This is a genomic window from Streptomyces sp. NPDC007346, assembly GCF_040703535.1.
Lineage (GTDB): Bacteria > Actinomycetota > Actinomycetes > Streptomycetales > Streptomycetaceae > Streptomyces.
Genome location: NZ_JBEYKR010000099.1, coordinates 1 through 26,934, shown reverse-complemented (window position 1 = coordinate 26,934; position 26,934 = coordinate 1). Strand labels below are relative to the sequence as shown.

At 72.6% G+C, this 26,934-nt stretch carries 18 protein-coding genes and 1 pseudogene; 6 read left to right on the top strand and 13 right to left on the bottom strand.

Translation table 11 applies throughout. The features are described from left to right. Positions 1 to 645: 645 nt before the first annotated feature. Positions 646 to 2,103 carry a serine protease gene (locus tag AB0917_RS23440; RefSeq protein ID WP_366821579.1) on the top strand — a complete coding sequence of 486 codons (1,458 nt, stop codon included), beginning with the start codon at positions 646 to 648 and terminating at the stop codon, positions 2,101 to 2,103. Positions 2,104 to 2,244: 141 nt separating this feature from the next. Here the strand turns inward: AB0917_RS23440 and AB0917_RS23435 are convergent, their stop codons facing one another. Continuing rightward, positions 2,245 to 3,789: a S8 family serine peptidase gene (locus AB0917_RS23435; RefSeq protein ID WP_366821578.1), complete on the bottom strand. Its 1,545-nt coding sequence runs from the start codon at positions 3,787 to 3,789 to the stop codon at positions 2,245 to 2,247. Positions 3,790 to 4,076: 287 nt separating this feature from the next. On the opposite strand from AB0917_RS23435, the gene AB0917_RS23430 reads away from it, so the two are divergent. Next, positions 4,077 to 6,962 (top strand): AAA family ATPase, encoded by a 2,886-nt coding sequence (locus tag AB0917_RS23430; protein ID WP_366821577.1) that lies wholly within the window; start codon positions 4,077 to 4,079, stop codon positions 6,960 to 6,962. A 164-nt stretch (positions 6,963 to 7,126) separates the two neighbouring features. Here AB0917_RS23430 and AB0917_RS23425 read toward each other — a convergent pair whose 3' ends face one another. Next, positions 7,127 to 7,642: a MarR family transcriptional regulator gene (locus AB0917_RS23425; RefSeq protein WP_366821576.1), complete on the bottom strand. Its 516-nt coding sequence runs from the start codon at positions 7,640 to 7,642 to the stop codon at positions 7,127 to 7,129. Positions 7,643 to 7,689: 47 nt separating this feature from the next. Between AB0917_RS23425 and AB0917_RS23420 the strand changes: the two genes are divergently transcribed. The 3 genes from AB0917_RS23420 to AB0917_RS23410 all read left to right on the top strand — a co-directional run bounded on the left by AB0917_RS23420 (position 7,690) and on the right by AB0917_RS23410 (position 12,235). After that, positions 7,690 to 8,979 (top strand): multidrug effflux MFS transporter, encoded by a 1,290-nt coding sequence (locus tag AB0917_RS23420; RefSeq protein WP_366821575.1) that lies wholly within the window; start codon positions 7,690 to 7,692, stop codon positions 8,977 to 8,979. A gap of 282 nt (positions 8,980 to 9,261) precedes the next feature. After that, positions 9,262 to 10,713 carry an aminopeptidase P family protein gene (locus tag AB0917_RS23415; RefSeq protein ID WP_366821583.1) on the top strand — a complete coding sequence of 484 codons (1,452 nt, stop codon included), beginning with the start codon at positions 9,262 to 9,264 and terminating at the stop codon, positions 10,711 to 10,713. Between the two features lie 58 nt (positions 10,714 to 10,771). Then, on the top strand, positions 10,772 to 12,235 hold the full coding sequence (locus tag AB0917_RS23410; RefSeq protein ID WP_366821574.1) for an aminopeptidase P family protein: 1,464 nt from the start codon (positions 10,772 to 10,774) through the stop codon (positions 12,233 to 12,235). A 218-nt stretch (positions 12,236 to 12,453) separates the two neighbouring features. Here AB0917_RS23410 and AB0917_RS23405 read toward each other — a convergent pair whose 3' ends face one another. The 6 genes from AB0917_RS23405 to AB0917_RS23380 form a co-directional block, all read right to left on the bottom strand. Continuing rightward, the gene (locus AB0917_RS23405) at positions 12,454 to 14,973 is read right to left on the bottom strand and encodes a collagenase (RefSeq protein WP_366821582.1); all 2,520 of its coding nucleotides are present in this window, start codon (positions 14,971 to 14,973) and stop codon (positions 12,454 to 12,456) included. Between the two features lie 279 nt (positions 14,974 to 15,252). After that, on the bottom strand, positions 15,253 to 16,380 hold the full coding sequence (locus AB0917_RS23400) for an ABC transporter ATP-binding protein (RefSeq protein ID WP_366821573.1): 1,128 nt from the start codon (positions 16,378 to 16,380) through the stop codon (positions 15,253 to 15,255). Next, positions 16,377 to 17,477: an ABC transporter ATP-binding protein gene (locus AB0917_RS23395; protein WP_366821580.1), complete on the bottom strand. Its 1,101-nt coding sequence runs from the start codon at positions 17,475 to 17,477 to the stop codon at positions 16,377 to 16,379. The genes AB0917_RS23400 and AB0917_RS23395 overlap by 4 nt, the downstream gene beginning before the upstream one ends. Before the next feature lie 5 nt (positions 17,478 to 17,482). Beyond that, positions 17,483 to 18,469: an ABC transporter permease gene (locus tag AB0917_RS23390; protein WP_366821572.1), complete on the bottom strand. Its 987-nt coding sequence runs from the start codon at positions 18,467 to 18,469 to the stop codon at positions 17,483 to 17,485. Then, positions 18,466 to 19,434, bottom strand: coding sequence for an ABC transporter permease (locus AB0917_RS23385; protein ID WP_366821570.1), 969 nt, complete (start codon positions 19,432 to 19,434; stop codon positions 18,466 to 18,468). Before AB0917_RS23385 ends, AB0917_RS23390 begins: the two co-directional genes overlap by 4 nt. Before the next feature lie 21 nt (positions 19,435 to 19,455). After that, on the bottom strand, positions 19,456 to 21,201 hold the full coding sequence (locus tag AB0917_RS23380) for an ABC transporter substrate-binding protein (RefSeq protein WP_366821569.1): 1,746 nt from the start codon (positions 21,199 to 21,201) through the stop codon (positions 19,456 to 19,458). 400 nt (positions 21,202 to 21,601) lie between these two features. Between AB0917_RS23380 and AB0917_RS23375 the strand changes: the two genes are divergently transcribed. Then, complete coding sequence (locus AB0917_RS23375) at positions 21,602 to 22,312, top strand: GntR family transcriptional regulator (RefSeq protein WP_366821568.1); 711 nt, start codon at positions 21,602 to 21,604, stop codon at positions 22,310 to 22,312. Positions 22,313 to 22,554: 242 nt separating this feature from the next. Here AB0917_RS23375 and AB0917_RS23370 read toward each other — a convergent pair whose 3' ends face one another. The 5 genes and pseudogenes from AB0917_RS23370 to AB0917_RS23350 form a co-directional block, all read right to left on the bottom strand. Beyond that, positions 22,555 to 23,496, bottom strand: coding sequence for an ornithine cyclodeaminase family protein (locus tag AB0917_RS23370; RefSeq protein ID WP_366821567.1), 942 nt, complete (start codon positions 23,494 to 23,496; stop codon positions 22,555 to 22,557). Continuing rightward, entirely contained in the window at positions 23,493 to 24,545 is a 1,053-nt protein-coding gene (locus tag AB0917_RS23365) for a proline racemase family protein (RefSeq protein WP_366821566.1), read from the bottom strand. The genes AB0917_RS23370 and AB0917_RS23365 overlap by 4 nt, the downstream gene beginning before the upstream one ends. Then, positions 24,542 to 25,543 (bottom strand): proline racemase family protein, encoded by a 1,002-nt coding sequence (locus AB0917_RS23360; protein ID WP_366821565.1) that lies wholly within the window; start codon positions 25,541 to 25,543, stop codon positions 24,542 to 24,544. Before AB0917_RS23360 ends, AB0917_RS23365 begins: the two co-directional genes overlap by 4 nt. Before the next feature lies 1 nt (position 25,544). Next, positions 25,545 to 26,441 carry a dihydrodipicolinate synthase family protein gene (locus tag AB0917_RS23355; RefSeq protein ID WP_366821564.1) on the bottom strand — a complete coding sequence of 299 codons (897 nt, stop codon included), beginning with the start codon at positions 26,439 to 26,441 and terminating at the stop codon, positions 25,545 to 25,547. 9 nt (positions 26,442 to 26,450) lie between these two features. After that, a pseudogene (locus AB0917_RS23350) lies at positions 26,451 to 26,789 on the bottom strand ((2Fe-2S)-binding protein); the annotation flags it as partial. Positions 26,790 to 26,934: the final 145 nt, after the last annotated feature.

Below are 26,934 nucleotides of genomic sequence, written 5' to 3'. Positions count from 1 at the left end.
TGTTGCTGCTGTCGGGCCTGCTCGCGCTCTCCGCGCGAGCGGAGGTGAGTCGCCCATTACCGTGGAGGAACGAGGCAGACCCCCAGCAGACAGCCCCGCCCCCGGCCGCACTGCCCTACGTCGAGCAGGACCGAAGGGGCGTCCGTCAGCCGTGGGAGTCCTCTGGGACTCTTCTGGGACTTCCGGCTTCATCAACCGGCACGAGCATGAAACAGCTGAAAGCCCATTCGCTCAGGTCAGCGACCACATCCCCTCTCATCCGTGCAGGTCAACGCGCTGACTGGTCTCTTCCGGCACATCTGACCGGCGGGTGCCGCCGCGCCTCGTCCGGCCCGCTGCGCACCGGCAGCCTCCCCTCCATCGGCGGGGAGGCTGCCGGTGCGAGGCTCGCTGTTGAAGGCAGGCCCGGTGTGTGGTGAACCGCGGGGCACGGCCTCCGGGGAAGGTCCGTGTACCGGCGTCGAGCATCCGGTGCCGTCCGCCCGTGCCGGGGCCGGCGTGTGCCCGGTGGTGGGTGGCCGGGTGGACGGGTGTCGTTCCGGGGCGCGGTAATTGTTCCGTAGTCCTACGTGGTGATGCCCCGATTGTTCTGGCCATGGTCACGGCCGGAGGGTGTCCGGCAGCAACCTTCGACAAGGAGCTGTCATGAAGTCACGACACCGCTTGCTGGGCGCCTTCGCCGCCGTGCTCGCGCTACCGCTGTTCGCTCTGCCGGCGACCGCATCCGCGGCCGACACCCCGCCATCCGCGGTCACCCCGCTCGGTGACACTCCCCTGCCGCCCAGCGTCTCACCGCAGTCCGTCGGCGGGACGAAGGCGTCGGTCAAGGACCACCCCTTCATCATCGCGGCCCTGCGGGAGGGCGGGGCACGTCCGCAGGGGCAGACCTGCACCGGGTCCGTGATCGCGCCCCGCAAGATCCTCATCGCCGCCCACTGCAAGGAGGCGGACGGGGCCAAGTCGTTCCTCTACGGCCTCGACGACCTCAACGCCGGCGGCGGTACGCGGATCGGCGTGACCAGTTACGACATCCACCCCAAGTACGTCACCTTCGACCAGGGCTACGACGTCGCCGTGGTCACCACCGACCGGGACATCCCGGTGCCGGGCGGCCAGTACGCCCAGGTGGCCACCTCCGCCGACACCGAGCTGAACAAGCCGGGCAAGAACGGGCTGGGGCTGGGCTACGGCAAGAAGGACTTCAACGACAACAGCCGTGACGTCAGCCTGACCAAGTTCGACCTGCCCGTGGTGGCCGGGAGCAACTGCAGCGGTGTGGGCGCCGGCTTCAGAGATGCCACGATGATCTGCAGCGGCTACAGCGACGGGCGGGTGACGATCCTGCCCGGCGACAGCGGTGGCCCCCTGATCGTCGACGGCAAGGTCGCCGGTGTCGCGTCGTGGAGCCGCAGCGACTTCAGGTGGTACAGCGTCTACGGCCGTCTGAACAACGACATGGGTGACTGGGTCAAGGAGCAGATCGGCCAGGCCCCGCCGACGGACACGTTCTCGCTCGAGGCGTCGCCTTCGGCCGTCAAGGCCGACCCCGGCGGCCATGTCTCGACCACGGTGACGAGCACGGCGGGCCGCGACGGCAGCGAGACGGTCGAACTGACCGCTTCGGGCCTGCCGCAGGGTGCGAAGGCGACCTTCCAGCCCTCGTCGATCACCACCGGCAGCACCGCGAAGCTGACCATCGAGACAGCGGCGAACACCCCGCAGCAGGACTACACGGTCACGGTCACCGGCACCGGCACGAGCGGCACGGCGACCGCGAAGGTCACCCTGACCGTCGGGTCCGGCCAGCCTCCGGCCGATGACCTCAAGATCACGGTCGGCCCCTCCGGCGGGACGGTGCGGCCCGGCTTCTTCGCCGACGCCACGGTGACCGTGGCCGGCGGAACCGGCACCGTGACCCTCTCCGCGAGTGGCGCGGGCCTGCCCTTGGCGCCCTTCTTCAGCCCTCCCAGGCTGAACGGCGGCGGGACGTCGCAGATGCAGGTGGTCGGGCCGTTCCAGCGCGGGACCTACCCGGTCACCGTGACCGCGAGGGACGCGGCCGGCAAGACGGCGACGGCGACCTACACCCTCACCGTCCAGTAGGAACAAGGGAGAAGGGCCCATGAGGGGCGGCCCCTCTCCCCCGTCTCGGGGAGGCCGCGCCAGGCGCGGCCTCCCCGTCCCTCTCACGGGCCGGAAGGTCTCACGTGTCGGAAAGCCTCACGGGGCGGAAGGTCTCACGGATCAGAAAGTGAGAGTGAATCCATCGATCGAGCCCGTGTCGAACCGGTACACGTCCTGCACCCGCAGGCTCCACGTGCCGTTCGCGGATTCCGACGAGGCGTCCACGGTGTAGGTGGTGTGGATACCCGACGACGAGCCGATGCCACCGGGCTTCTTCAGGGTGAAGACCGCGCCGCTCGGGCCGACCAGCTCGACCACCAGGTCAGCGGTGTAGGTGTGGCTGATGTCCACCTTCACCCGCAGTTCCGCCGGTGCCCTCCCCTCACAGCCCTCCTGGGTGACGGAACTGGACACCGCGGCCCCGGCGTCCGGGATCGCCACCCGGGTGGTGTTCGACTTCGCGCCGCACTTCGCGGGCGGGTCGCCGCCGCCGATGAACGACACGTTCAGCAGCTTGTTGGGCGAGCCGCTCCCGGCGTTGTTGATCACCCCGTCGGTCGCGCCGTTGACGAGCGCGTCCCGCGTCGCCTGCGGAGTGGCACCGGGGTTGGCCGCCAGGTGGAGCGCGGCCGCTCCGGCTACGTGCGGCGCGGCCATCGACGTACCGCTCATGTTCGAGCTGCTGCCGTTGTTCAGCCCGAGCGAGGTGACGTTGTTGCCCGGGGCGAAGATGTCGGTGCAGCGGCCGTAGTTGGAGAAGGACGCCCGGTTGTCCCTGTCGTCGGAGGCATTGACCGTGATCACCTCCGGCACGCGCGCCGGGCTGGTGTTGCAGGCGTCGGTGTTGCTGTTGCCCGCGGCCACCGCGTAGACGATGCCGGCCGCGACGGACCGCTTGATCGCCTCGTCGCCGACCCCGACCTGGTCCATGCCCAGGCTCAGGTTGGCCACGGCGGGCTTGGCGGCGTTGGCCGTCACCCACTCGACGGCGTCCACCACCGCGGAGTCCGGTCCGGTGCCGGAGCAGTCCCCGCCGAGGACCTTCAGGCCGACGAGCTTCACCTTCTTGGCCACGCCGTAGGTCTTGCTGCCGATCGTGCCCGCGACGTGCGTGCCGTGGCCGAAGCAGTCGGAGCCGCCGCTGCCGACGAAGTCCCTGCCGACCGAGGCGCGGCCCTCGTACTCGGGGTTGTCCGGCTTGATGCCGCTGTCCAGTACGTAGGCGGTGACGCCCTCACCGGTGTTGGGGTAGGTGTAGGACCTGTCCAGCGGCAGGGGCTTCTGGTCGATGCGGTCCAGCCCCCACGTCGGGTTGGTCTGTGTGCCGGCGACCCGCGTGGTGCCGTCCTCGTAGACGGCCGCCACGGCGGGGTCGGCCGCCAGCCTCCGTGCCTCCTGCCCGGTCAGGCTCCGGGCCGAGAAGCCGTGCAGCGCCCGGCTGTAGTACGAGCGGACCTCACCGCCGTAGCGCTGGGCCAGCGTCGTCGAGGACTGGGCGATGGCCCCGGCGTCCTTCGCGTCCTTGAGGAGAACAATGTACTGGTCCCCGTAGTGCTCCCGGGCCGGGATCACCGTGCCTTCCGGCTGGGCCGCGACGGCCGGGGCTTCGAGGCCCAGACCGAGGCCCAGGGACAGCGTCGCGGCTGCGACGAGAAGTCTGCGCATGCTCTTGCTCCACTTGCTCGATGGAAGAAGCCGCCGTGCGGGTCCGCACCGCGGACGGTGGACGATGGCCATCGACGGCTCACTGTTGGGCGCGCCCGGCCGCCGTAACAAGCGGGGTGATGCTCCGTAGAGTTACGTAACTAATGCCTGGGGCACTCCACTTGAGGTCGGACGCGGGTGGTCGCGCAGCCTTCCCCTCACCGGGGCGTCGATCTAGACTCCGCTCGCCCGGTCCAGGCGGTCCCGGGCGGCCGCCGGCGCCGTGCCGAACCGATCGGAGGTGGACGATGAGCTCCAGGACCACGGCCGGGACCGACGCACCGCCCCTCGTCGGACGGGCGGCCGAACTGGCCGCGCTCGTGTCCGCGGCACTGTCGCCACCCGCCGTGCTCGTCCTCGAGGGTGAGGCGGGAATCGGCAAGACGCGGCTGACCGAGGAGCTCCTGGCACGCCCCGAACTGGCCGGGCACCGTGTGCTCACGGGATACTGCCGGGCCCCGCGGGACGCGTTCCCCTACGGCGCCGTCATCGATGCCCTGCGGGACGCCGGACGGCACCTGGCCGACATGGCTCCGCCCACGCCGCTGCTCGGTGTTCTCGGCGGCCATCTGCCGGAGCTCATCCCCTTCCTGCCCCCGCCGCCACCGCCCCCCGGGGACAGCCGCACCAGGACCCACTGGTTCTTCCGCGCCACGCGCGAACTGCTGGATCTGCTGGGCCCGTCGGTCCTGGTGATCGAGGATCTGCACTGGGCGGACGACGACTCGCGCCGGTTACTGCGGTACCTCATGAGCGACCTGCCACCGCGCACGGTCATGCTGGTGACCTACCGGCCGGAGGAGACACCCGGTGGGCTCCCGCTGGGCCACGCGCACGGGCCGGCGACCGGCGGCGCGAGTACGCGGGTGCGGCTCGAGCGCCTCGACACCGACGAGGTACGCCGCCTGGCGGCGGGCCTGCTGGCAACGCCCGACGTCTCGGCGGCGTTCGCGGCCCGCCTGCGCGACCGTACGGCAGGGGTTCCGCTGCTCGTACGGGAGACGGTACGCGCGCTGCGCGACCCGGCGGACGCGGCTCATGGAGACGATGCCTCCGCCCGGCGGCTGCTCGACGCCGCCGAGGTGCCGGCCTCGGTCCGCGAGACGACCGTCGCCCGCCTGTGGCGCCTCCCGCTCGCCGCGCGCCGCATCACCGAAGCCGCAGCCGTGCTGGCCGAGCCCGCACCGGTCGAACTGCTCGCCGCCGTCGCCGGGTTGGACGGCGTACGGGGCCGGCACGCCCTCACGCTGACACTGGAACGCGCCGCACTGGTCGAGGCCCCCGGCTGCCGCTACGGCTTTCGCCACCGGCTCGCGCGACAGGCGGCCTACGAGGGGATCGCGGGGCCACTACGGCAGGAACTGCACCGCAGGGCCGCGCGCGCACTGTGCGAACAGCGACCGGAGTCCTGGCTGGAACTGGCCGAGCACAGCCGCAAGGCGGGCGATCCGGCCGGCGCCCTGCGGTACGGCGAAGCCGCCTGCGACCGGGCCATCGCCGCCGGAGACCCGGCCACCGCGATCGAGTTGTTGCAGTCGCTGCTGAAGGCGCCGGACCTCTGCCTGGTGACCGCCGATGTGGACAGGCTGGCGGTGAAGCTCGGCGCCGTGGCCACCAACGGCGTCTCCCAGGCCGAGGTTCTCACCACGCTGGAGGCGCTGCTCGCCGACAACCGCCTCTCCGGGTCGCTGGCCGCCGAGATCCGCCTCAGCCTGGGGCTGCTGCTGGTCCGGCAGGCGGACAGGCTGGAGGCGGCCCGCGTCGAGCTCGAGGTGGCGGTGGCCGGGCTCGGGCACCGCCCCGACCTCGCCGGGCGCGGCATGGCGGTACTCGCCCAACCGTTGCTGGGAGCGGCCCCCCTGCGCGCCCATCTGCCGTGGCTGGACCGGGTGGACGCGCTCATCGGCACGACGGACGACCCGCGACTGCGGCTGACGCTGCTGGCCAACAACTGCCCCTCGCGCCTGCACACCGGTGACCCCAAGGCGTGGGCGGTGCTCGGCTCCCTCCCCGCCAGGGCCGACACGCCCGAGGAGCAGCGGCAACTGGCCCGGCTCTACTGCAACGCCGCGGACGCGGGGGTCTGGACCGGGCACCACAGCCGAGCCCGTGGCCTGTTGCAGCGCGGCATGCAGCTCGCGGCCGACTCCGGGGCCCCGTACGTGGTGAGCAGCGCGAGAGCGACCGGCGTGCACGTCGACTGGCTGAGCGGTTCCTGGGGCGGACTGGAGGAGCGTGTGCAGGCTCTGCTGGCCGAGTACCGCGACCTGCTGCCGGTGGCCAGTGAGATGTCCCTGGTCCTCGGCCTGCTCGCGGCGGCCCGCGGCGCCTGGGACCGGGCAGCCGCGTATCTGGCCACGACCGGAATCCACCAACCGGACAACGCGGTCGCCCCGGTGGTGCTCTCGGCGTACGCCGGCACGGTTGACATGCTGCTCGCGCAGAACGCCGACGAACCGGCGGGCGCCGAGGCCGAACGGGGCCTGAAGTTCCTGCGTACCAAGGGGGTCTGGGCCTGGGCCGGCGCCCTCGTCCCGGTGGCGGCGGAGGCGTTCTGCCGGACGGGCCGGCTGGCGGAGGCGCACGAGCTGCTCGCCGAGCTGGACCGCGAGACGAGGACCCTGGCCGCGCCGATGTCCCGGGCCGCGCTGGCCCACGCCCGTGGGATCGTCACCGCCCACGACGGCGAACCGGTCGCGGCGGCCCGGTCCTTCGAGCAGGCTCAGGCCCTCTACGAGCGCCTGCCGGCGCCCTATGCGGCGGCCCGGACGGCGGAGCGTCTGACCCGGTGCCGCCTCGCCCTGGGCGAGACGGACGCGGCGAGCACCTTCGACGAACTGGCGGGCGTCTTCGCGACGCTGGGCGCCCCCCGTGACGCGGCCCGCTGCCGGCACGCCTTCCGCTCGACGGGCGCGAGCACCCCGTCCCCGCGGGGCCGCCGCGGGTACGGGGACGAACTCTCGCCCCGCGAGCACGACGTGGCCCGGCTGCTGGGCGACGGGCACACCAACCGCGAGATCGCCGAAGCGCTCTTCCTGTCGATCCGGACCGTGGAGCAGCACGTCGCGAACGTACTGCGGAAACTCAACGTGCGCTCCCGCACGGAAGTGATCGGCACCCCGCCGCCCAGCTGAGACGGCCGGAAGGCCGGCTGCGCGGGCCGCGGACGGACAGCGCGCACACCGCGCCGAGGCCGCGCCGGGAGGACGCCGAGGCCGCGCCGGGAGTACGGGGAGGAGGAGGCGTACACCGAGTTCGGGAGGCCGCTCGCGCGGCGCCCGCTCACTCCACCGCCCGCTCACTCCACCGCCCGCTCCCCCGACGCCGTCGCGAGCCGCGACTCCATCGACCGCACCAACAGGGCCAGCGCGTCCAGAACCTTGGCCCGATCGTCGCCCAGCCCCGAGAGCAGGGTCGACTCCACCGCCAGCTGGCGCGGGAAGAGGGCGTCGACGGCTCTTTCCCCTTCCGGCGTGACGGTGATCAGCGCGACCCGCTTGTCGGTGGTGCTCGGGGTACGGACGATGAAGCCGCGGCGGTCCAGCTTGGCGAGGGTCTTGCTCACCGCCGCCCGCGAGAGTCCGTGGTGCTCCGCGATGCGCCGGGCGATGACGGGAGCCGTCGCGTACCGCAGCGGGATCAGCAGATCCACTTCGGGGGCGGTGAGCGGCGCCCCCTCGTAGACGGACTCGACGGCGGTGGAGACCAGCGCCGACGCGCGCTTGAGCAGCTCGACCACCTCCATCGATCCGGCGTCGAGGCCGGGGTGGGCGGCGGACCACTGCGCACGGACCACAGCGGGGGACGGCAGCATCGAAAAGCTCCTTTGTTAACCGGTGAACTACCTGTTATCGTTTTTCCATGCCCTCTGCACCTACGTCACGGGCCGAAGCGCCCGCGACCGTACCCCACTCCCCCGGAAGCCCCGTGAAGCGGGCGGCCTCGCTGGTCGCGATCCTGGCCGTGCTCACCGCGGCCGGCCCGCTCGCGATCGACATGTACGTGCCCGGTTTTCCCGAGATGAAGGAGTCACTGCACGCCGGCAGCTCCGCCATCCAGCTGACCATGACCGCCGTCCTGGCAGGACTCGTGGTCGGGCAGCTGATCATCGGCCCCGTCAGCGACAGCATCGGGCGGCGCAAGCTGCTCATCGGTGGCGTGATCGGCTACACGGCGATGTCCCTGGTCTGCGCACTGGCCCCCGGCATCGGCGTCCTCACAGCGGGCCGCTTCCTCCAAGGTGTCGCCGGTGCGGCCGGAATGGTGCTGGCGCGCGCGATCCTCACGGACTGCTTCCAGGGTCGCGACCTTCCCCGCTACTTCGCCCTGCTGGCCCAGATCCTCGGTGCGGCGCCCGTGGTGGCCCCGATCGTGGGCGGGGCCGTTCTCGCCGTGTCCGGCTGGCGCATGGTGTTCGTCGTACTGGCGCTCATCGGCGCGGTGCTCGCGGTCGTCGTCGTGATCCAGGTCCCCGAGACGCTCCCCCCGGAGCGCAGGCACAAGGGAGGCCTCAGCGGCACGTTCCGCTCGATGGGCCGGCTGACCCGTCACCGCGCCTTCATCGGCTATGTACTGGTCCTCAGCTTCGCCTCGGCGGCCCTGTTCGCCTATGTCAGCGGATCGGCCTTCGTCTTCGAGAGCCTCCACGGCTTCTCGGCGACCTCGTACGCGCTGGTCTTCGCGGTCAACGCCGTCGGCATGCTGGCGGCCGGCGCGGTCTTCGGCAAGCTGGCCCACCGCGTCCCCCTGAACAGCCTGCTCCTCGCGGGGGTGGCCGTCGCGGTGGCCGGAGCGCTGGCCCAGGTGCTGCTGGTCGCCACGGTGGGCGAGACCGTCGCGGGCACCTGGATCAGCCTGTTCGTCGTGACCACCGGGATCGGCATGGTCTTCCCGGCCTCCATGAGCCTGGGACAGGCCCTGGGCGGGGCCACCCCGGGTGCGGCATCGGCGCTGATGGGAGGGGTGCAGTTCCTGCTCGGAGCCGCGGCGTCGCCGCTGGTCGGCCTCTTCGGCGAGTCCACCTCGATGCCCATGGCCGCCATCATGCTCGTCTCGCTGGCCCTGAGCGGCGTAGCCCTCCTCGCCCTCTCCCGCCCGTGGCTGCGCCAGGGCGAAGCGGGACAGGACGAAGTCCCGATGCCCGCCCACTGAGGGTCGCCAGAGGCGAAGGGGGGCGGCTCGACCCACAGGGGCCGAGCCGCCCCCTGCCGCCTGCTGCTGGAACCTTCGGCCTGCTGCCGGGCCTTCCACCTCCTTGTTCTGTGCAATGTCACACGGTACATTGCGATCCGGTCGGGGGAGGGGGCCGCGAACCCTGCGTACGCGACCGCACTCGAACCCGCCCACGGAGACACATCGGCTGTCCGCGATCGAGGAGGAACGAGAGTGACGGATGCGCATCAGGAAGCTGTCACGGCCGGCGGGTCGGATGAGCTGGATCAGTTGGGCGAGTTGGGCGAGTCCGATGAGAACAAGGCGCGCAAGAACGGCCTGTACGGGGGCGTGAGCCCCGAACTCGCCGAGAACATGAAGCGGGGCTGGGCGGACACCGAGCGCCGCGACCTCGATCCCATCCCGCAGGCGGACTACACCGCACGCCGCCGGGCGGCGCTCTCCGCCCGGTTCCCCGGTGAACTGCTGGTGGTCCCCTCCGGCAACCCGAAGGTCCGCTCCAACGACACGGACTACCCGTTCCGGCCGTCCTCCGACTACGTCCACCTGACGGGCGACCAGTCGCAGGACGCCGTACTGGTCCTGGAGCCCGGCCAGGGCGGCGAGCACCGGGCGGTCGCCTACCTCCTCCCCCGGTCCGACCGCGAGTCCGGGGAGTTCTGGAGCGACTACCACGGTGAGCTCTGGGACGGCCGCCGCAACAGCCTCACCGAGAACGAGCGGCTCCTCGGCCTGCCCTGCCGCGACGTCCGCACGCTGCCCGAGCGGCTCGCCGCGGCCACCGGCCCGGTCCGGCTGCTGCGTGGTCATGACGCGGGCGTCGACGCCGCCCTGCACGACAAGGTGACCGCCGAGCGCGACACCGCGTTCCGTGTCGCCCTGTCCGAAATGCGCCTGGTCAAGGACGAGTTCGAGATCGCCGACCTGCGCCACGCCTGCCGGGCCACCGCTCGTGGCTTCGAGGACGCGGTGCGGCTCCTGGGCACGGACACGCCGACCCCGGAGCGGGCCATCGAGGGTACGTTCCGGATGCGCGCGCGGATCGAGGGCAACGACGTCGGCTACGCGTCGATCTGCGCCGCGGGACCGCACGCCACGACCCTGCACTGGGTGCGCAACGACGGCGAGACCCGGCCGGGCGAGCTGCTGCTGCTCGACGCCGGGGTGGAGAGCCGCAACCTCTACACCGCCGACGTCACCCGCACCCTGCCGGTCGACGGCCGCTTCACCCCGGTCCAGCGCAAGGTGTACGACGCGGTGTACGAGGCCCAGTCGGCCGGGATCGCCGCGGTCAGGCCCGGTGCCAAGTACCGGGACTTCCACCACGCCGCCCAGCGGGTGCTGACCGAACACCTCGCGGCCTGGGGCCTGTTCGGCGAACGGACGGTGGACGAGGCGTACGAACTCGGGCTGTTCCGTCGCTGGACGCTGGCCGGCACGGGCCACATGCTCGGCCTGGACGTCCACGACTGCGCGAAGGCCCGCACCGAGCTGTACGTGGAGGGCACGCTGGAGCCCGGCATGGTGCTCACCGTCGAGCCGGGCCTGTACTTCCAGTCGGACGACCTGACCGTGCCCGAGGAGCTGCGCGGCATCGGCGTACGGATCGAGGACGACCTCCTGGTCACCGAGGAGGGCAACGAGAACCTCTCGGCCGGCCTTCCCCGGGCCGCCGGCGACGTGGAGGCGTGGATGGCCCGGCTGCGGGGCTGACGGCGGGCGGCGCGGCTCGTACAGTCGCGTTCGCGGTGCGGAGGAGGAACGGACCACCATGAGGACGGGAAGGCATGTGATGGAACAGCAGGACGGCTCGCGCGGGGCGCGGAGTCACGATCGTCAGGCGTCGGCCGCAGTGGCCGAGGTCTTTCGGCAGGGGTGGGCGGACACCGGCAGGAGGCTTCCGCCCGTCTCCGGAGCGGCGTGCGCGGCCAAGCGGCGTGCGGCGGTGTCCGAGCGGTTCCCCGGAGAGCGGATCATCATCCCGTCGGGCGGGCTCAAGGCCCGCAGCAACGACTTCGACTACGCCTTCCGGCCGCATTCGGCGTTCATCCACCTGACCGCCGAGCAGGGGACGGCGGCGGTGCCGGACAGTGTGCTCGTCTTCGAGCCCACCGGCACCGGGCACACGGTCACGCTGTTCACCCGGCCGCGGTCACCGCGCGACGCCGGCCCCTCCGGGGCGGAGTTCTACAGCGACCGCCGGCACGGCGAGTTCTGGGTCGGCCGGCGCCGGACGCTCCGGGAGACCGCCGACGCCCTGGGCGTGGAGACGGCCGCCCGGGACGGCCTGGAGCGGGCTCTCGGCGGCGGCGTCCCGACCCGGGCGGTGCGCGGCGAGGACGCCCTCGTCGACGCGCTGGTCCCGCCGTCCGCACCGGCCGACGCCGAACTCCTCGCCTTCCTCTCGGAGTTGCGGCTGGTCAAGGACGAGTGGGAGATCGAGCAGCTGCGCGCCGCCGTGGATCACACGGTCGCCGGCTTCCACGACGTCGTCGGTGAGCTGCCCCACGCCACCCGCCTCGCGCGAGGTGAACGCTGGGTCGAGGGCACCTTCAACCGCCGTGCCCGGCTGGAGGGTTACGGCCTGGGGTTCGAGACCATCGCGGCGGCCGGCGCGCACGCGTGCGTGCTGCACTGGATGCACAACGACGGCCCGGTGCGGGAAGGGGAGCTGCTCCTGCTGGACGCGGGCGTGGAGGCCGACTCGTTCTACACCGGGGACGTCACCCGTACGCTGCCGGTCGGCGGACGCTTCACGGATGTCCAGCGACGCGTCTACGACCTGGTGTTCGCCGCCCAGTCGGCGGGCATCGCCGCCCTGCGGCCCGGCGCACCGTACGGCGCCTTCCACGACGCCGCGACGCGGGTCATCGCCGAGGGGCTCGACGCCTGGGGCCTGCGGCCCGGTGGCGACGCCGTCCCTCACGAGCCCGGCCTGTACCGCCGGTACACCGTCTGCGGTACGGGCCATATGCTCGGCCTGGACTGCCACGACTGCGCCGCCGCCCGCAGCGAGACGTACCTGGGCGGCGTGCTCGAGGAGGGCCATGTGCTCACCGTCGAGCCCGGACTGTACTTCCAGCCCGACGACCTGACGATCCCCGAGGAACTGCGCGGTATCGGCGTGCGGATCGAGGACGACTTCGTCATCACGGCCGACGGCGCGCTGTGCCTGTCGTCGGGGCTGCCGCGCGGTGCGGACGAGATCGAGGCGTGGATGCGCGCGTCGCGGTGAGGACGCGCCGCCCGCCGCCCGCCCAGGTCTCCGGAGAGCTTCGGTGGACCGGAGGCGGGCGGTGGCGGTGGCGGTGGCGGTGGTCCAGGAGAATCCCCCGGTCCCTATGGGCCGGGGGATTCTCCGTGTGCGTTCATACGAGCCCCCGGGCCCACGCGCGGACCCGGGGCCGGCGCGGTGAGCGCGTCGGCCCCGGGTCGGGGGGTGGGGTCGGCCGGTCAGTAGGTGGTGGTGACCGTGGCCCCGTCGAAGGTGGTCGCGGCGTGGAGGCTGATGTAGTTGGCGCCGCTGGGCGGGTTGGTGATCGTCAGGGTGTGGGTGTTGCCGGGGCCGGTGGCGCGGTGGGTGTGCGACGTGGTGGTGGCCCAGCCGTAGTTGCTGTAGTAGAGGTCGGCGTTGCCGGTGCCTCCGGTGACGGTGATCCTCAGCTGGGCGGTGCCGGCCGGGATGTACAGGTAGTGGTAGGCGTAGTTGCCGGTGGTGGCGGAGAGGTTGCTGCGGCGGCAGTCCTTGCCGAGGAGCCTGGTGTCCGCCTCCGTGCACTCGGCGACCACGGGGGCGCCGGAGACGGTGACCGTCCGGGTGGTGGTGGCCGTGGCGCCCTTGTCGTCGGTGACGGTCAGTCGGACGGTGTAGGTGCCGGCGGCGCTGTAGGTCTTGGCGGGGTTGGCCTGGGTGGAGGCGGTGCCGTCGCCGAAGTCCCAGGAGCGGGAGGCTATGGTGCCGTCCGCGTCGGTGGAGCGGTCGGTGAAGGTGACCGTCAGGTTCTGGACCGCGGCGGTGAACTCGGCCGTGGGGGCCTGGTTGCCCGGCGTGGTGCCGCCGCCTCCGCAGTCACCGGCCGCGCACCCGGCCAGCCAGGTCCGCCAGTCGCTGTCGTAGCGGGTGCCGATGGTGCTGGTGAGGTAGGTCCGGGCGGCGTTCCACTCGCCGGTGCGGTAGTGGCCGAGCACGCGGTCCATGTCGGCGGGGCGCTTCTCCAGCATGTAGCGCGCGGCGAGGTATCCCCAGCGGTACACCCGGGTGGTGTCGTGGCTGTAGTCGGTGTTGAACAGCGTGCTCAGGGCGTACGTTCCCCGGCCGGCCTCGGTCATCGCCTCGGTGTAGGGCTGCCCTCGGTAGGAGTAGGAGATGAACTCCGCGAAGCCCTCCACCCACCAGATCGTGGGGGTGGTCATGTTGGCGGCGAAGTCGCCGTACATGTTGAAGCGGCCGTCGAGGTAGTGGGTGTACTCGTGGTTGAGGTTCCAGATGTGGAACTCCGGCCGCAGCCACTCCGCCTCGTAGGCGATGAACCGCGGCTGGTTGCCCACGACGGAGGGGTCGCCCTCCAGGTACATGCCGCCGTTGTTGGTGTCGATGCCGTACATCGCGCCGGCGTACGTCTGGTAGTCGGTGCTGGAGTCGTACGCCACCACCTCGACGGTGGTGTTGTTGTCGTCGGCGACCGGGCCGTTGTCGCGTGCGATCCGGTGGAAGTAGGCGTCCTGCTCGATGAGGCTGGTGCAGCTGGCGCTCAGCTCGGCGGACGTCATCTGCTGGGCGAGGATGCGGATGCTGGGGCTACAGGTGTGGCGGACCGGCAGCACCTCGCGCTTGAGGCGTTCCTGGAGGTCGCAGGTGCCGTAGGCGGAGCAGTTCGCCTTGTCGTAGTAGTCGGCCATCTCCGCGATGCCCACCCACAGCGAGGCGGTCGGGCCGGTGATGGAGCTCCGCCCCAGCAGGGCGGTGGCCAGGGGGCGGACCTTGTTCCGCAGGCTCGCGTGCTGGAGGAAGCGGCCCAGCTCCCGTCCGGCGTTGGAGGTCAGGTACGACTGGTCGCCTCCCAGCAGGGCGAGGTGGTCCGAGGCGAAGCGGTGCAGGGCGTCGATGAGGCTCGGGTCCGACTCGACGGCGCTGACGAACTCGGGCGAGTAGTGGCCCCGGAAGGTCACCGTGTACACGTTGTTGGCCGCGGCGAGCATCCGCGAGTACGCGTTCCAGCTGGAGTTGTAGTCGGCCAGCAGCCGCTTGACGACGTACAGGTAGCGGGCGTTCTCCTCGGCGCTGTCGATCAGGATGACCGCCTCGGCCAGCGTCTCGCCGTTGGCGTCGTTGACGTCGCGTGAGCGGGGGCTCGCGAAGAAGGCGTCCAGGCCCGAGCGGATGGCGGTCCGCAGGGCGCTGCCGTACGGGCCGACGACGTCCGGGTTGTACCACTGCACGTAGTACCCGGCCCTCAGGAAGAGCACGAGCTGCGGGGTGCCGGTGCTCGCGTCACCCGGGTAGGAGGCGGAGTTGTCGCGCAGGGCGTAGGCGACGGACGTCATCTGGGCTTCGCGGAAGGCCAGGTGGGCGTTGTTGCCGGTGAGGCCGAACAGGGTGTTGACGCACTCGGTGGTGGAGGCCTTGATCTGCCGCACCAGTTCGCTTCCGGTACGGCTGGTGAAGTCGGCCGGGTCGCACGCGGCGGCCGCCTTCGCCGATCCCTTCGCGCCCGCGGCCGGCTCGCGCGGGGCGTCGTGGTGGTCGTAGGCCTCCTTGAGCGGGGACTTGTCGGCGCTCAGCGGTGGGAGCTGGGACGCCTTGAGCCTGCCCTCCCGCACATGGGCGGCCTCCGTGGTGGGGGACTGCTGCGCCTGCGGCGCGGGGTCGGCCGTCGCGCCGGGGCGGGACGGCTGGGATGCGTTCGATGCCGTGGCGGCCGGCGGGGAGTCCGGCTGCGCCTGGGCCGGCTGCGAGAGCAGCGCGACGCCCATCACCCCGGCCAGAGCCAGGGGCAGAACGGCACCCACACCTCGGCGGACGAGTGTGGTTCTCACGTGTTTCCTCCCATGAGGGATCGGGTCACGCGGATGCGTGGCCGATGGGATGTGCAGGGCCGTGGGCCGGGGGTGTTGCGCCAACGGCCGTACGGAATGGGGTCGAGGCCAGAATTGACATGCCCACGCCCTGTGACATGTACAATGTCACAGGGCACACCATGCGGGGAAGACCTGGGACCGAATCCGATGTGACTTTCCGGTGAACGCCGGCTCTCAGTCCGTCTCGGGGAAGTGGCAGGCCGCCTTGCGGGCGCCGGCGCCCACGGTCTCCAGCAGCGGCCGCTCCGTACGGCAGAGCGCCTGCGCCTTCGGACAGCGCGGGTGGAAGCTGCACCCGCTGGGCGGCGCGGCCGGGCTCGGCGGGTCGCCCAGCAGGAGGATGCGCTCCCGGCGCCGCTCCGCCGCGGGATCGGGCAGCGGGACCGCCGAGAGCAGCGCCCGGGTGTACGGGTGCGCCGGGGCGCCGTACACCTCGCGCTTGTCACCGATCTCGACGATGCGGCCCAGGTACATCACCGCGACCCGGTCGCAGACCCGCTTGACGACGGACAGGTCGTGGGCGATGAAGAGGAACGACAGGCCCAGTTCGGCCCGCAGACGCTCCATCAGGTTGACGACCTGGGCCTGGACCGACACGTCGAGCGCGGAGACCGGCTCGTCGGCGACGATCAGGCGGGGGCCGGTCGCCAGGGCGCGGGCGATCCCGATGCGCTGGGCCTGGCCGCCGGAGAACTGGTACGGATGCCGGTCCAGGTGTTCGGCGCCCAGGCCCACCAGCTCCAGCAGCTCGACGGCCTTCTCCCGGGCGGCCCGGGGCGTGACCCCCTGCACCAGCAGCGGTTCGGCGATGATCCGGGCGACGGTCTGCCGGGGGTTCAGGGAGGCGTGGGGGTCCTGGAAGATGATCTGGAGGTCGCGGCGGGTGGGCCGCAGCGCACGCGGGGAGAGATGGGTGATGTCGCGCCCGTCGAACTCGACCGTGCCGGCGGTGGGTTCCAGCAGGCGGACCAGCATCCGTCCGGTGGTGGACTTGCCACAGCCGGACTCCCCGACCAGGCCGAGGGTCTCCCCCGCGGCGAGGTCGAAGCCGACGCCGTCCACCGCGCGGACCGGTGGGGCGGCGCGTCCGAGGGTGCGGCGGCCGGGGAAGGTCTTCACCAGGTCGCGTACGGAGAGCAGGGGCGCCGCCCCGCCGGCCTCGGCACCGTCGGCCCGGTCGGCCGCGTCGGCCCCCGGAAGCGTTCCGGCCGTACGCGCGACCCCCGGGGCCCCTGCCGAAGCGGGCCCCACCTCCCCCGAACGGGCTGACGGGCTGGGGGACTTGGGGAGCGTGGGTTTCATCGGGCCTCCTCGGCCGGTACGGGGGCCCCGCTGGGCGGCCCGGAGTGCGACGGGCCCTCGACGGCCGTCAGCGGCAGATGGCAGGCGGCCAGCCGGCCGCTGCCGGGGACAGCCCTCAGCCGGGGCCGCTCCCCCGCGCAGCGGGCCCGCTCCGCCTCCGTGGCGGCGGCCGCCCGTGGGCAGCGGGGCGCGAACGGGCAGCCCGGTAGCGGCTCGGCCGGGGAGGGCGGGCTGCCGGGGATGGCGCGCAGCGGCACGTCGTCGGGGTCGTCCAGGCGGGGCAGGGAGTCCATCAGGCCCCGGGTGTAGGGGTGCGCGGGGCTGCTGAACAGCTCGTCGACCGGGGCCTGTTCGGCGCCGCGTCCCCCGTACATGACGAGGACCTCGTGGGCGACGCGCGCCACCACGCCCAGGTCGTGGGTGATCATCAGGACGCCCAGTCCCCGTTCCTGCTGGAGCCGGGCGATCAGTTCGAGGATCTGGGCCTGGACGGTGACGTCGAGCGCGGTGGTCGGTTCGTCGGCGACGAGCAGTTCGGGTTCGCAGGAGAGCGCCATGGCGATCATGGCACGCTGGCGCATCCCGCCGGAGAACTGGTGCGGGTACTCCCCCGCCCGGCGGCCCGGTTCGGGGATGCCGACCTCGCCGAGCATGTCCACGGCCCGTCTGCGGGCGGCCCGCCGGCCGCTGCCGAAGTGGTGGCGGTGGGCCTCCGCGATCTGCTCGCCGACCGTGTAGGCGGGGTGCAGTGCGGAGAGCGGGTCCTGGAAGACCATGGCCATCCGGCGTCCGCGCAGCCGGCCGAACCGGCGGTCGGACAGGCCCAGGAGCTCCTGTCCGGCCAGGGCGGCCGATCCGCTCACCCGGGCCCTGCGGTGCAGGCCCATCACGGCGAGGGAGGTGACCGACTTTCCGGAGCCGGACTCACCGACCAGGCCCAGGGTGCGCCCGGCCTCCACGGTGAAGGAGACACCGTCGACCACCTGGACCGCTCCGGCGGGGGTGTCGAAGGCGACCCTCAAGTCGCGTACGCGCAGCAGGGGTTGGGCCGATTCGGTACCGGATTCGGCGGGACGGGTGGATTCAGCGGTGGGCAGCACGGTCAGTTCCTCACCCTCGGGTCGACGACGGCGTACAGCAGGTCGATGACGACGTTGGCCGCCACGATGAAGAAGGCCGCCAGCAGGGTGACGCCGAGCACGACGGGCTGGTCGGAGCGTTGCAGGGCGTCGTAGAAGAGCCGGCCCACCCCGGGGATGCCGAAGATGGACTCGGTGATGACGGCGCCCGCCAGCAGCGCGCCGAGGTCCATCCCGAAGAGGGTGAGCACCGGCATCATCGCGGAGCGCAGCCCGTGCTTGACCACGACGGTCCGGGCGGGCAGGCCCTTGGCACGGGCGGTGCGGATGTACGGCTGCGCCATCGTCTCGATCATCGAACTGCGGCTCTGGCGGGCGTACATCGCGGCGTAGAGCAGGGCCAGGGCGATCCACGGCAGCAGCAGGTTGACCGCCCAGCCCACGGGGTCCTCGGTGAGGGCGACGTACGTGGGGTAGGGCAGCAGTCCGGTCAGCCGGACCAGCCCGTACAGGAGCATGACCGCGGTGAAGTAGACCGGCAGGGAGGCGGTGGCCACCGCGCCGACCATCAGGGTGCGGTCGAGCAGCCCCCCTTTGCGCAGGGCGGCGGTCACCCCCGCGCTCAGCCCGAGCAGCAGCCACAGGCAGGCGGCGCCGAACGCCAGGGAGGCGGAGACGGGCAGGCGGTCCATCAGCAGGTCCCACACCGGCAGGGCGTTCTCGTAGGAGTAGCCGAGGCAGGGGAAGCCGCACTGGAGCGCGTGGGGGCCGCTGCCCAGCTCCCGGCCGGCGAAGATCCCGACGAGGTAGTCGCCGAACTGGCGCCAGGCGGGCTGGTCCAGCCCCATGAAGTGGCGTACCTCCGCCAGCCGTTCGGGGCTGCACGTCTTGCCGCACGCCGCCGCCGCGGGGTCGGCGGGCAGCAGGTAGAAGATGACGAAGGTGACGGCGCAGATGGCGAGCAGGACCCCGGCCACCCCGAGGAGTCTGCGGACCAGGTAGGCGATCACGGGCGGCCTCCCTGGGGGTCGAGGATGTCGCGCAGGGCGTCGCCGAGGACCGTGAAGGCGAGGACGGCGACGAAGAGGAAGACGCTGGGGACGACGAAGTACATCGGGTCCGTCTCGTAGTAGGCGACGGCCTCGGCGATCATCTGCCCCCAGGAGGAGGAGGGCGGGCGCACGCCCACCCCGAGGAAGCTGAGCGCCGCCTCGGTGCTGATCATTCCGGGGATCAGCAGCGTGGTGTACGCGATGATCGGACCGGCGATGTTGGGCAGTACCTGCCGGGTGAGGATGCGCCACGGCCCGCAGCCGCAGGCGCGGGCGGCCTCGACGTACTCGCGGTGGCGCAGGGAGAGGGCCTCGGCACGGACCACCCGGGCGATGCCCGGCCAGCCGAAGACGCCGATGACGACGGTCATCAGCACCACCCGGTTGACGTCCTGGGCCACCGACATCATCGCGATCATGAAGATGAGCGAGGGGAAGGACATGGTCAGGTCCATCAGCCGGCTCAGGACGGCGTCGACGCGGCCGCCGAAGTAGCCGGCCGCGACGCCGGCGGCGGTGCCCGCGGCGACGACGATCGCGGTGGCGGCGAAGGCGATCAGCAGGGAGACCTGGGCGCCGTGGACGACCCGGGCGAACAGGTCGCGGCCGGTGACCGGTTCGACGCCGAGCCAGTGTTCGGCGCCGATGCCGCCGAGCGGGCCGCGGGGCAGGCCGCCGAGGTAGGGGTCGATGGCGTCGGCGTCGAAGGCGGTCGGCGACCAGCCGCCCAGCCGGCTGAGCAGCGGCGCGGTGAGGGCGACCAGGATCAGCAGGGCGACGGCGATCAGGGCGATCCGGCTGCCCCGGTCGCCCCACAGGCGGCGCCAGGTGGTCCGCCAGGGGGCGTCGGGCAGGACCCCGGGGACGGGCGCGCCGGCCGCCGGGGCGTCGCCCGGTTCGATGGTCGGTACGGTGACGGTCATGGCGTTACGTCCTCGTCCCCGTCAGCCCTGGCTCCGGGAGGGGTCCTTCAGGCCGATCACCGCGAAGTCGAACTGGCCGGTCCAGGACGGGTGTCCGAAGGCTCCGGCGATGTTGTCGCCGACGAGCAGCGGCTTGCGCTCCCAGAGCAGCGGGATCGCCGGGGACTTACGCTGGATCTCGGTGTCCAGCTCGCTCCACGCCCGGTCGGCGGCGGCCGCGTCGGGCATGGCGGCTATCTCGTCCATACGCCGCTCCACGGCCTTGTCGCGGAACTGGGAGACGTTGCCCTGGTTGCCCTTGGCCCTGATGGTGCGGCCGTCGAAGACGAACGGCAGGAACGTGGCGGCGGAGGGGTAGTCCGGGCACCAGCCGCTGATGGCCATGTCGGGGGCGTTGGCGGTGTCGCCGATGGTGTCGTAGTAGACGGAGGGGTCGACGGTGTCGATCCGCAGCCGTACGCCGACCCGGGCCAGGCTCTGCTGGAGCGCCTCGGCGCGGGTCTTGTCACCGGTGGACACGGTGATCGTCGTGTCGAAGCCGTCGGGCCTGCCCGCCTCGGCGAGCAGCTTCTTCGCCTGCTTCACGTCTCCGGTGGCGGACCCGCCGTGGACCGGGTCGGCGGCGCGGCCGCCCGTGAGGGACGGCGGCAGGTAGCCGGTGGCGACGTCGTTGAGGGCCGGTCCGCCGTTGGCGGTGACCTGGGCCTGCTTGTCGACGGCGTACTGCATCGCCTGACGGAGCTTGAGGTCGTCGAAGGGCGGCCGGGAGGTGTTCAGCGCGAGCATGTCGGTGCAGCCGGTGCGCTCGGCGGACAGCCGCTGCCGGATCTCCGGACGGGGCAGGACCTTGGAGACGCTGGAGGGCTGGAGGTCGGACCACTCGACCGCGGAGGCGTCGGCGCCCGCGCTCTCGATGATCCGGTCGTCGATCTGGCCGCCCTTGAGGCCCTGGAGCACGACGATGCGGTCGGGGTACGCCTTTCGCACCGGGTCGGTCTTCGCGTCCCAGTGGGGGTTGCGGACCAGCACCAGTTTCTTGCCGCGCGCGTAGCTCTCGATGCGGTACGGCCCCGAGGAGAAGGGCCGCAGGTCGTACTGGACGCCCTTCTCCTGGGACTGGGGCACCGGCGAGAAGGTGGGCAGCGTGACCGTGTAGGAGAACTCGGCGACGGGCCGGCGCAGCGAGAAGACGATGGTGCGGTCGTCGGGGGTTCTGATCGAGTCCAGGTGCTTGCCGCCCAGCGGGCCGGCGTACCCCTCGGTTCCGGCCAGGTAGCGCTGGGCGTAGTCGGGGCCGCCCGCGAGGTCCGGGGCGAAGGAGCGCTCCACGTTGTACTTGATGTCGCGCGCCCGGACGGGGGTGCCGTCCTCGTAGGCGATGCCGGGCTTGAGGGTGAAGGTCCAGGTGCGGCCGCCGTCGGAGGGCGTGCCGAGGTCGGTGGCGAGGTCGGGGACGATCTCGCTGCCCTTCTTGCCGGGGGCGGCCCGGAAGGTGGTCAGGGTGCGGTAGAGGAGCCGGGTGCCGAAGTCCATGGTCGGCATGACCCAGTTGCGGGCCGGGTCGAGGTGGGCGAAGTCCTGGTTGGACAGCACCGTCAGGGTGCCGCCCCGCTTCGGGGTGCCGCCGATGACGGTGCCGGTGGCCACCCCGGGCTGCCCCTCTGCCGGGCCGCGGTCGTCACCCCCCTGAGTGGTGCAGGAGGCCAGCAGGGCCAGGGAGAGCGAGGCGCTCAGGGACGCGGACAGCACGCGGGTGCGACGGGACATGGGGTGCTCCTCGGTACGGGGAAGGACGCGGCGGACACGGAAGGCGCCGGGCGGAACGGGAGGGTGGTCAGGGCCGGGACGAGAGCCGGAGGGCGGTGGGAGCCCGGGGCGGAGAGGGCCGGGAAGGCTTCCGTATCCGCACGGTGTGACCCGTAACATAGTAATGTGAAATTGCACAGCCAAGGAGTAGGCCACCCTGTTACCGAACCGTGTCCCTGAGGTGGGAGTCCGCCCGGCCGGGCCCCCGCCGCGACATCACCCGCGACCGACAGCGCCCAACGGTGCCCGATGTCGGCAGGCGCCAGCAGGCGGAGGCAGACGGAGGGATGAACGGGAACGATACGGATCCGCGCAACGTGACATTGTATAGTGCGGTGACAAATCGTTTGAAGGGGAATGCATGAGTGAGCTGAAGTCCCGCAAACTCATCTCGGTGCAGGAGCATCTGCGCGATCAGGTGGCCAACGCCCTGCGCGCCGCGCTGATAGCGGGAGAGCTGCAGCCCGGCGTGATCTACTCGGCGCCCACCCTGGCCGCCGAGTACGGCGTCTCCGCCACCCCCGTGCGCGAAGCCATGCTGGATCTGGCCCGGGAGGGCCTGGTCGAGGCGGTGCGCAACAAGGGGTTCCGCGTCACCGAGCTCTCCGAGCGCGACCTGGACGAGTACACCGAGATCCGCTCGCTCATCGAGATCCCCACCGTCGGCCGGGTGACCCGGTCCGCGTCACGGGAGCAGCTGGAGGCGCTGCGGCCGGTGGCCGAGGAGATCGTGGCCGCCGCGCGGGACGGCGACCTGATCGCCTACCTGGAGTCGGACCGCCGCTTCCATCTCGACCTGCTCGCCCTCGCGGGGAACGCCCGGCTCGTCGAGACGGTGGCCGACCTGCGCAAGCGCTCGCGGCTCTACGGGCTCACCGACCTGTCCCAGAAGGGGTCGCTGGTGGAGTCGGCGCGGGAGCACACCGCGCTCCTGGACATCATGATCGCCGGAGACGCGGAGGGGGCCGAGGAGCACATGCGCCACCATCTCGCCCATGTGCGGACCTTGTGGGCGGCACGGAAGCGGGAGGCCGAGCGCGTCTCCCCGGCCCGCAGGCTCGGCGCCCGCTGACGCCGAAGCCCCGGCGGAGCGGCGCGTGTTGACGCCGACGCCCGGACGGGGCTGCGGGCGTCGACGCCGAAACCCGGTAGGGACAGTGCATGTTGACGCTGAACCCTGGCCGGAGCAGCGCGCGTCGACGCCGAACTCCGGCAGGGGCAGCGCACGTTGACGCCGAACCCTGGCCGGAGCAGCGCGCGTCGACGCCGAACCCTGGTACGGGCAGCGCGCGTCGACGCCCAGCTCGGCCCGGCTCAGCCCCGCCCTCCCCGCGTTCCCTCCTTCCTCCGGTAGGCCGCGACGGCGACCACCAGGTCCTGCCAGCCCATGCCGCACGTCTTCACGACCAGCGGGCGGTCCGCCGGGGCGGCGGCCCGTGCACCGGTCAGGTCCGCCGGCGTGACCAGGGCGTCCGGGGCGAGCGTGCCCTCGCGGATCGCCATGACGACGTCGCCCGCCTCGCGGAGGGCGGTCGCGCGGCTCTCCACCAGGACGGTGGCCCGCCCCATCAGCACGCTGTCGAGCTCCCGCACGGCCGGTTCGTGCGAACCGACCGCCAGCACCACCGCACCGTCGCGCACCAGCCGCCCGTCCACCACCGGGGGGCGCGCGGACGTCGCGGTGACGACGACCTCCGCGCGCCGCACCAGTGCCGCCACTCCCCCGTCGTCCGCCGCCACGTGGCGGTCCGCCCAGCCGGGGGAGGGCCCCCCGCGCCGGGTGACGACCGTGACGTCGGCCACCGGGACATGGGCCCGTACGGTGGCGACGTGCCCCTCGCCCTGGGGGCCCGCGCCGTAGACCACCAGCCGCAGCGCCCCGCACCCGTCGGCGAGCGCGCGCAGCCGCTCCAGGCAGAGCGCGACCGAGACGGCCGGGGTGCGCAGGGTCGTCAGCGCCACCCCGTCCAGGAGGGCCGCCGGCCTCAGGGTCGCGCTGTCGTGCAGCAGATAGGTGGCGTTGATCCGCCGCAGCCCGCGCGCCGCGTTGCCGGGCGCGACGGTGGCGACCTTCACGCCGTACCAGCCGCCGTACTCCGAGGGCATGAGCAGCCCCTGACCGTGCGCCAGCGGCACGACCGCCCTCGGCACGTCGCCGTCCGGGTCGAGCCCTCCGGCCAGCGCCTCCCGGACCGCGGCGACGGCGGCCACCGGACCGAGCGCGAGCACGTCCTTCTCGTCCAGCGTCACCGTCATCGCAGCACGAACCCGGGTACGAGGGTGTCGTCGGGATCGACGGTGAAGCGGCTGGTTCCGGTGGCGTACGCGGTGCCCGTCACGGCCGGGACGACCGCGAGGCGGCCGTGGAGCGTGGTCAGCCGCTCGATCCGGGCGCGGAAGACGGAGCCCACCACCGACTCGTGCCGCAGTTCGTCGCCGGGGCGCAGCTCCCCGGCCTCGGCGAGGAGCGCCACCCGGGCCGCGGTGCCCGAGCCGCACGGGGAGCGGTCGACCTGGCCGTCCGCGAACACCGTGACGTTGCGGTGGTGCAGCCTCCAGGTGCCGTCGGGCCGTTCGACCGGGGCGCCCGCCTCCTCGGTGAACACCGTGCCGTAGACGCCGGACAGCCGGAAATCCCCGGGGTGTTCGGCGGCGTCGGCGGCGTTCAGCGCGTCGCGGATCTCGCGGCCGGCCGCGATGAGCGCGGTGACGTCCCCGGGCCGGACCCGCAGGCCGAGCCGAGCCGCCGGGAGCACGGCGTACATGGCGCCGCCGAAGGCGATGTCGACGGTGAGGGTTCCGTACGAGGTCGCCACCTTGACGCCGCGCGCGTGGACGTGGCCGGGGACGTTGATGAACGTCACGTCCACGACCCGGCCGCCGGCCGTGCGCACGCCCGCCGTGACCCGGCCGGAGGGGACGTCGATGACGACGTCCGTCGTGCCGTCGGCCGGCGCCGGGACCAGGCCGGTGGCGACCGCCCACGCGCCGAGGGCGATCGTGCCGTGGCCGCAGGCCGTGGAGAAGCCGTCCTTGTGCCAGAAGAGGGCGCCGAGGTGGGCCCCGGCGTCGTCCGGCGGAACCAGGAAGGCCCCGTACATGTCGGCGTGGCCACGCGGTTCGCCGCACAGCAGGGCCCGGGTCCACTGCACCCCGGCGTCGGCGATGGCGGTCGTGCGGCGACCGGCGACGGTGAGCCCGTGCCCGGTCACGGCCGGCGGGGACTCGGGCACGATGCGGAACGGTTCGCCCCCGGTGTGCCAGTCGGCCGTCCCGATCGGCCCGGCGTACGGGTCGGCCGTCATACGGTGAACCCCGTCGGGTAGGGGTCCGTGGGGTCGAGCAGGTACTGCGCGGTCCCGGTGATCCAGGCGCGGCCGGTGACGGAGGGCAGGACGGCGGGCCTGCCGCCGACCGTGGTCTCCGCCAGGATCCGGCCGGTGAAGCGCGAGCCGATGAAGGACTCGTTGACGAAGTCCTGCCCGGTCTTCAGCAGCCCCCGCGCGTGCAGTTGGGCCATCCGCGCGCTGGTTCCCGTACCGCAGGGCGAGCGGTCGAACCACCCGGGGTGGATCGCCATGGCGTGGCGCGAGTGCTCGGCGGTCGAGCCGGGTGCCTCCAGATAGACGTGGTGGCAGACATCGATCGCGGGATTCTCCGGGTGGGCCACCGGGTTCTGCTCGTTGATCGCCTTCATGACGCCGAGGCCCGCGTCGAGCAGCCGCTGCTTCTCCGCCCGGTCGAAGGGGATGCCGAGGTCCTCGGTGCGCACGACGGCGTAGAAGTTGCCGCCGTACGCCATGTCGTAGCGGACCTGGCCGAACCCCTCCACCTCGACGACCTGGTCCAGCGCGTGGCTGTAGGACGCGACGTTCTCCAGGGTGACCGACTCGGCGCGGCCCTCGCGCACGGCGACCCGGGCCGTGACCAGCCCGGCGGGGGTGTCCAGGCGTACGACGGTCTCCGGTTCGACCGCCTCGACCATGCCCGTCTCCACGAGGACCGTCGCCACGCCGATGGTGCCGTGGCCGCACATCGGCAGGCAGCCGGAGACCTCGATGAACAGGACGCCGAAGTCGGCGTCCGGCCGGGTCGGGGGCTGGAGGATCGCCCCGGACATGGACGCGTGGCCGCGCGGCTCGCACATGAGCAGGGTGCGCAGCCCGTCGCGCTCCGCCACGAACCGCTGCCGCCGCTCGGCCATGGTCGCGCCCGGCAGGACGCCGACGCCGCCGGTGATGACCCGGGTCGGCATCCCCTCGGTGTGCGAGTCGACGGCGTGGTAGCAGACAGTCGAACGCATCTCAGTTCACCCCGGCGTCGATGAGGGCCTGGGTGGCGGCGCGCACGGTGGCCTCGGTCTCCGGGTCCAGCGCCTGCCGGGGCGGACGGCAGGCTCCGCCCTTGCGGCCGATCATGTCCTGGCCGAGCTTGATGGCCTGGACGAACTCGGTGCGGCTGTCCCAGCGCAGTACGGAGTGGAGCCGGCGGTAGAGCGGGAGCGCGGTGTCCAGGTCGCCCGCCACCGAGGCCTCGTAGAGGGCGAGGCAGGTGCGCGGGAAGACCTGGGGGTAGCCGGCGACCCAGCCCTTGGCGCCGGCGACGGCGACCTCCAGGAGGGTGTCGTCGGTGCCGATCATGAGGTCGAGCCCGGGGGCGAGCTCGCTGATGGCGTAGCACCGCCTCACATCGCCGGAGAACTCCTTGACGCCCACGATGAACCCCTCGGCGTGCAGCTTGGCCAGCAGCTCCGGGCGCAGGTCGACCTTGGTGTCGATGGGGTTGTTGTAGGCGGTGACGGGGAGCCCGGCCGAGGCCACCATCGCGAAGTGCTCCAGGACGGCCCGGTCGTCGGCCCGGTAGGCGTTGGGCGGCAGGCACATGACGGCCTGGCAGCCGGCGTCCTTGGCGAACTGGGCGTGCTGCTTCGCCTCGATCGCGCCGTACGCCCCGACGCCGGGCATGACGGTGAAGCCCTCGGGGGCGTTGGCGACGGCGGTCTCCACGACGCGGTCGCGCTCCTCCTGGGTCAGGGTCTGGTACTCGCCGAGCGAGCCGTTCGGGGCGACGCCGTGCAGGCCCTGTTCGGCGAGCCAGGCGACGTTGTCCCCGTAGGCGCCGTGGTCGACGGCGAGGTCCTGGTCGAAGGGGAGGCTCGTCGCGACGATGACGCCGTGCCAGGGCATGCGGTGGTGGTCCATGGGGGCTCCTCAGGTGTGATCGGTGGTGGACGGGTCCGGCGGGTCTCCGGCGAGAGCGCCGAGGGTGAGAGGGGTCGCGATCAGCCGTTCCGCGGGCGCGTACGGCTGGTCGCCGGCGACGAGGCAGTGCACGGCCGGACCGCACATCCGGCCCTGGCACCAGCCCATGCCGGCTCTGGTCAGCTGTTTGATCTGGCGGTGGTCGGAGGCCGGACCGTCGGCGCGGGCGGCGAGGACCGCCCCCGCGGTGACCTCTTCGCACCGGCAGACCGGTGTGTCGTCGGTCAGCCACGCGGGCCAGGCCGACGGCAGGGGGTGCGCGCGGGCCATCGCCCGTGCGAAGGCGCGGGGGGCGGCCCCCCCGCCCCGCGCGCCGGCCCCGCGCCGGGGGGGGGGCCGGCGGGGCGGCGGGCGGGGGGGGGCCGGTGGCCCGCCGTACCGCTCCGGGCGGGCCCCCCCGGCCGGGTGCCGGACTACTTGGCGAGCTTCAGGC

Bases quoted from the DNA above. Each gene is read 5' to 3' on its own strand.
- AB0917_RS23440 (WP_366821579.1), top strand. From the start codon at position 646: ATGAAGTCACGACACCGCTTGCTGGGCGCCTTCGCCGCCGTGCTCGCG.
- AB0917_RS23435 (WP_366821578.1), bottom strand. From the start codon at position 3,789: ATGCGCAGACTTCTCGTCGCAGCCGCGACGCTGTCCCTGGGCCTCGGT.
- AB0917_RS23430 (WP_366821577.1), top strand. From the start codon at position 4,077: ATGAGCTCCAGGACCACGGCCGGGACCGACGCACCGCCCCTCGTCGGA.
- AB0917_RS23425 (WP_366821576.1), bottom strand. From the start codon at position 7,642: ATGCTGCCGTCCCCCGCTGTGGTCCGTGCGCAGTGGTCCGCCGCCCAC.
- AB0917_RS23420 (WP_366821575.1), top strand. From the start codon at position 7,690: ATGCCCTCTGCACCTACGTCACGGGCCGAAGCGCCCGCGACCGTACCC.
- AB0917_RS23410 (WP_366821574.1), top strand. From the start codon at position 10,772: ATGAGGACGGGAAGGCATGTGATGGAACAGCAGGACGGCTCGCGCGGG.
- AB0917_RS23405 (WP_366821582.1), bottom strand. From the start codon at position 14,973: ATGGGCGTCGCGCTGCTCTCGCAGCCGGCCCAGGCGCAGCCGGACTCC.
- AB0917_RS23400 (WP_366821573.1), bottom strand. From the start codon at position 16,380: ATGAAACCCACGCTCCCCAAGTCCCCCAGCCCGTCAGCCCGTTCGGGG.
- AB0917_RS23385 (WP_366821570.1), bottom strand. From the start codon at position 19,434: ATGACCGTCACCGTACCGACCATCGAACCGGGCGACGCCCCGGCGGCC.
- AB0917_RS23380 (WP_366821569.1), bottom strand. From the start codon at position 21,201: ATGTCCCGTCGCACCCGCGTGCTGTCCGCGTCCCTGAGCGCCTCGCTC.
- AB0917_RS23375 (WP_366821568.1), top strand. From the start codon at position 21,602: ATGAGTGAGCTGAAGTCCCGCAAACTCATCTCGGTGCAGGAGCATCTG.
- AB0917_RS23370 (WP_366821567.1), bottom strand. From the start codon at position 23,496: ATGACGGTGACGCTGGACGAGAAGGACGTGCTCGCGCTCGGTCCGGTG.
- AB0917_RS23365 (WP_366821566.1), bottom strand. From the start codon at position 24,545: ATGACGGCCGACCCGTACGCCGGGCCGATCGGGACGGCCGACTGGCAC.
- AB0917_RS23360 (WP_366821565.1), bottom strand. From the start codon at position 25,543: ATGCGTTCGACTGTCTGCTACCACGCCGTCGACTCGCACACCGAGGGG.
- AB0917_RS23355 (WP_366821564.1), bottom strand. From the start codon at position 26,441: ATGGACCACCACCGCATGCCCTGGCACGGCGTCATCGTCGCGACGAGC.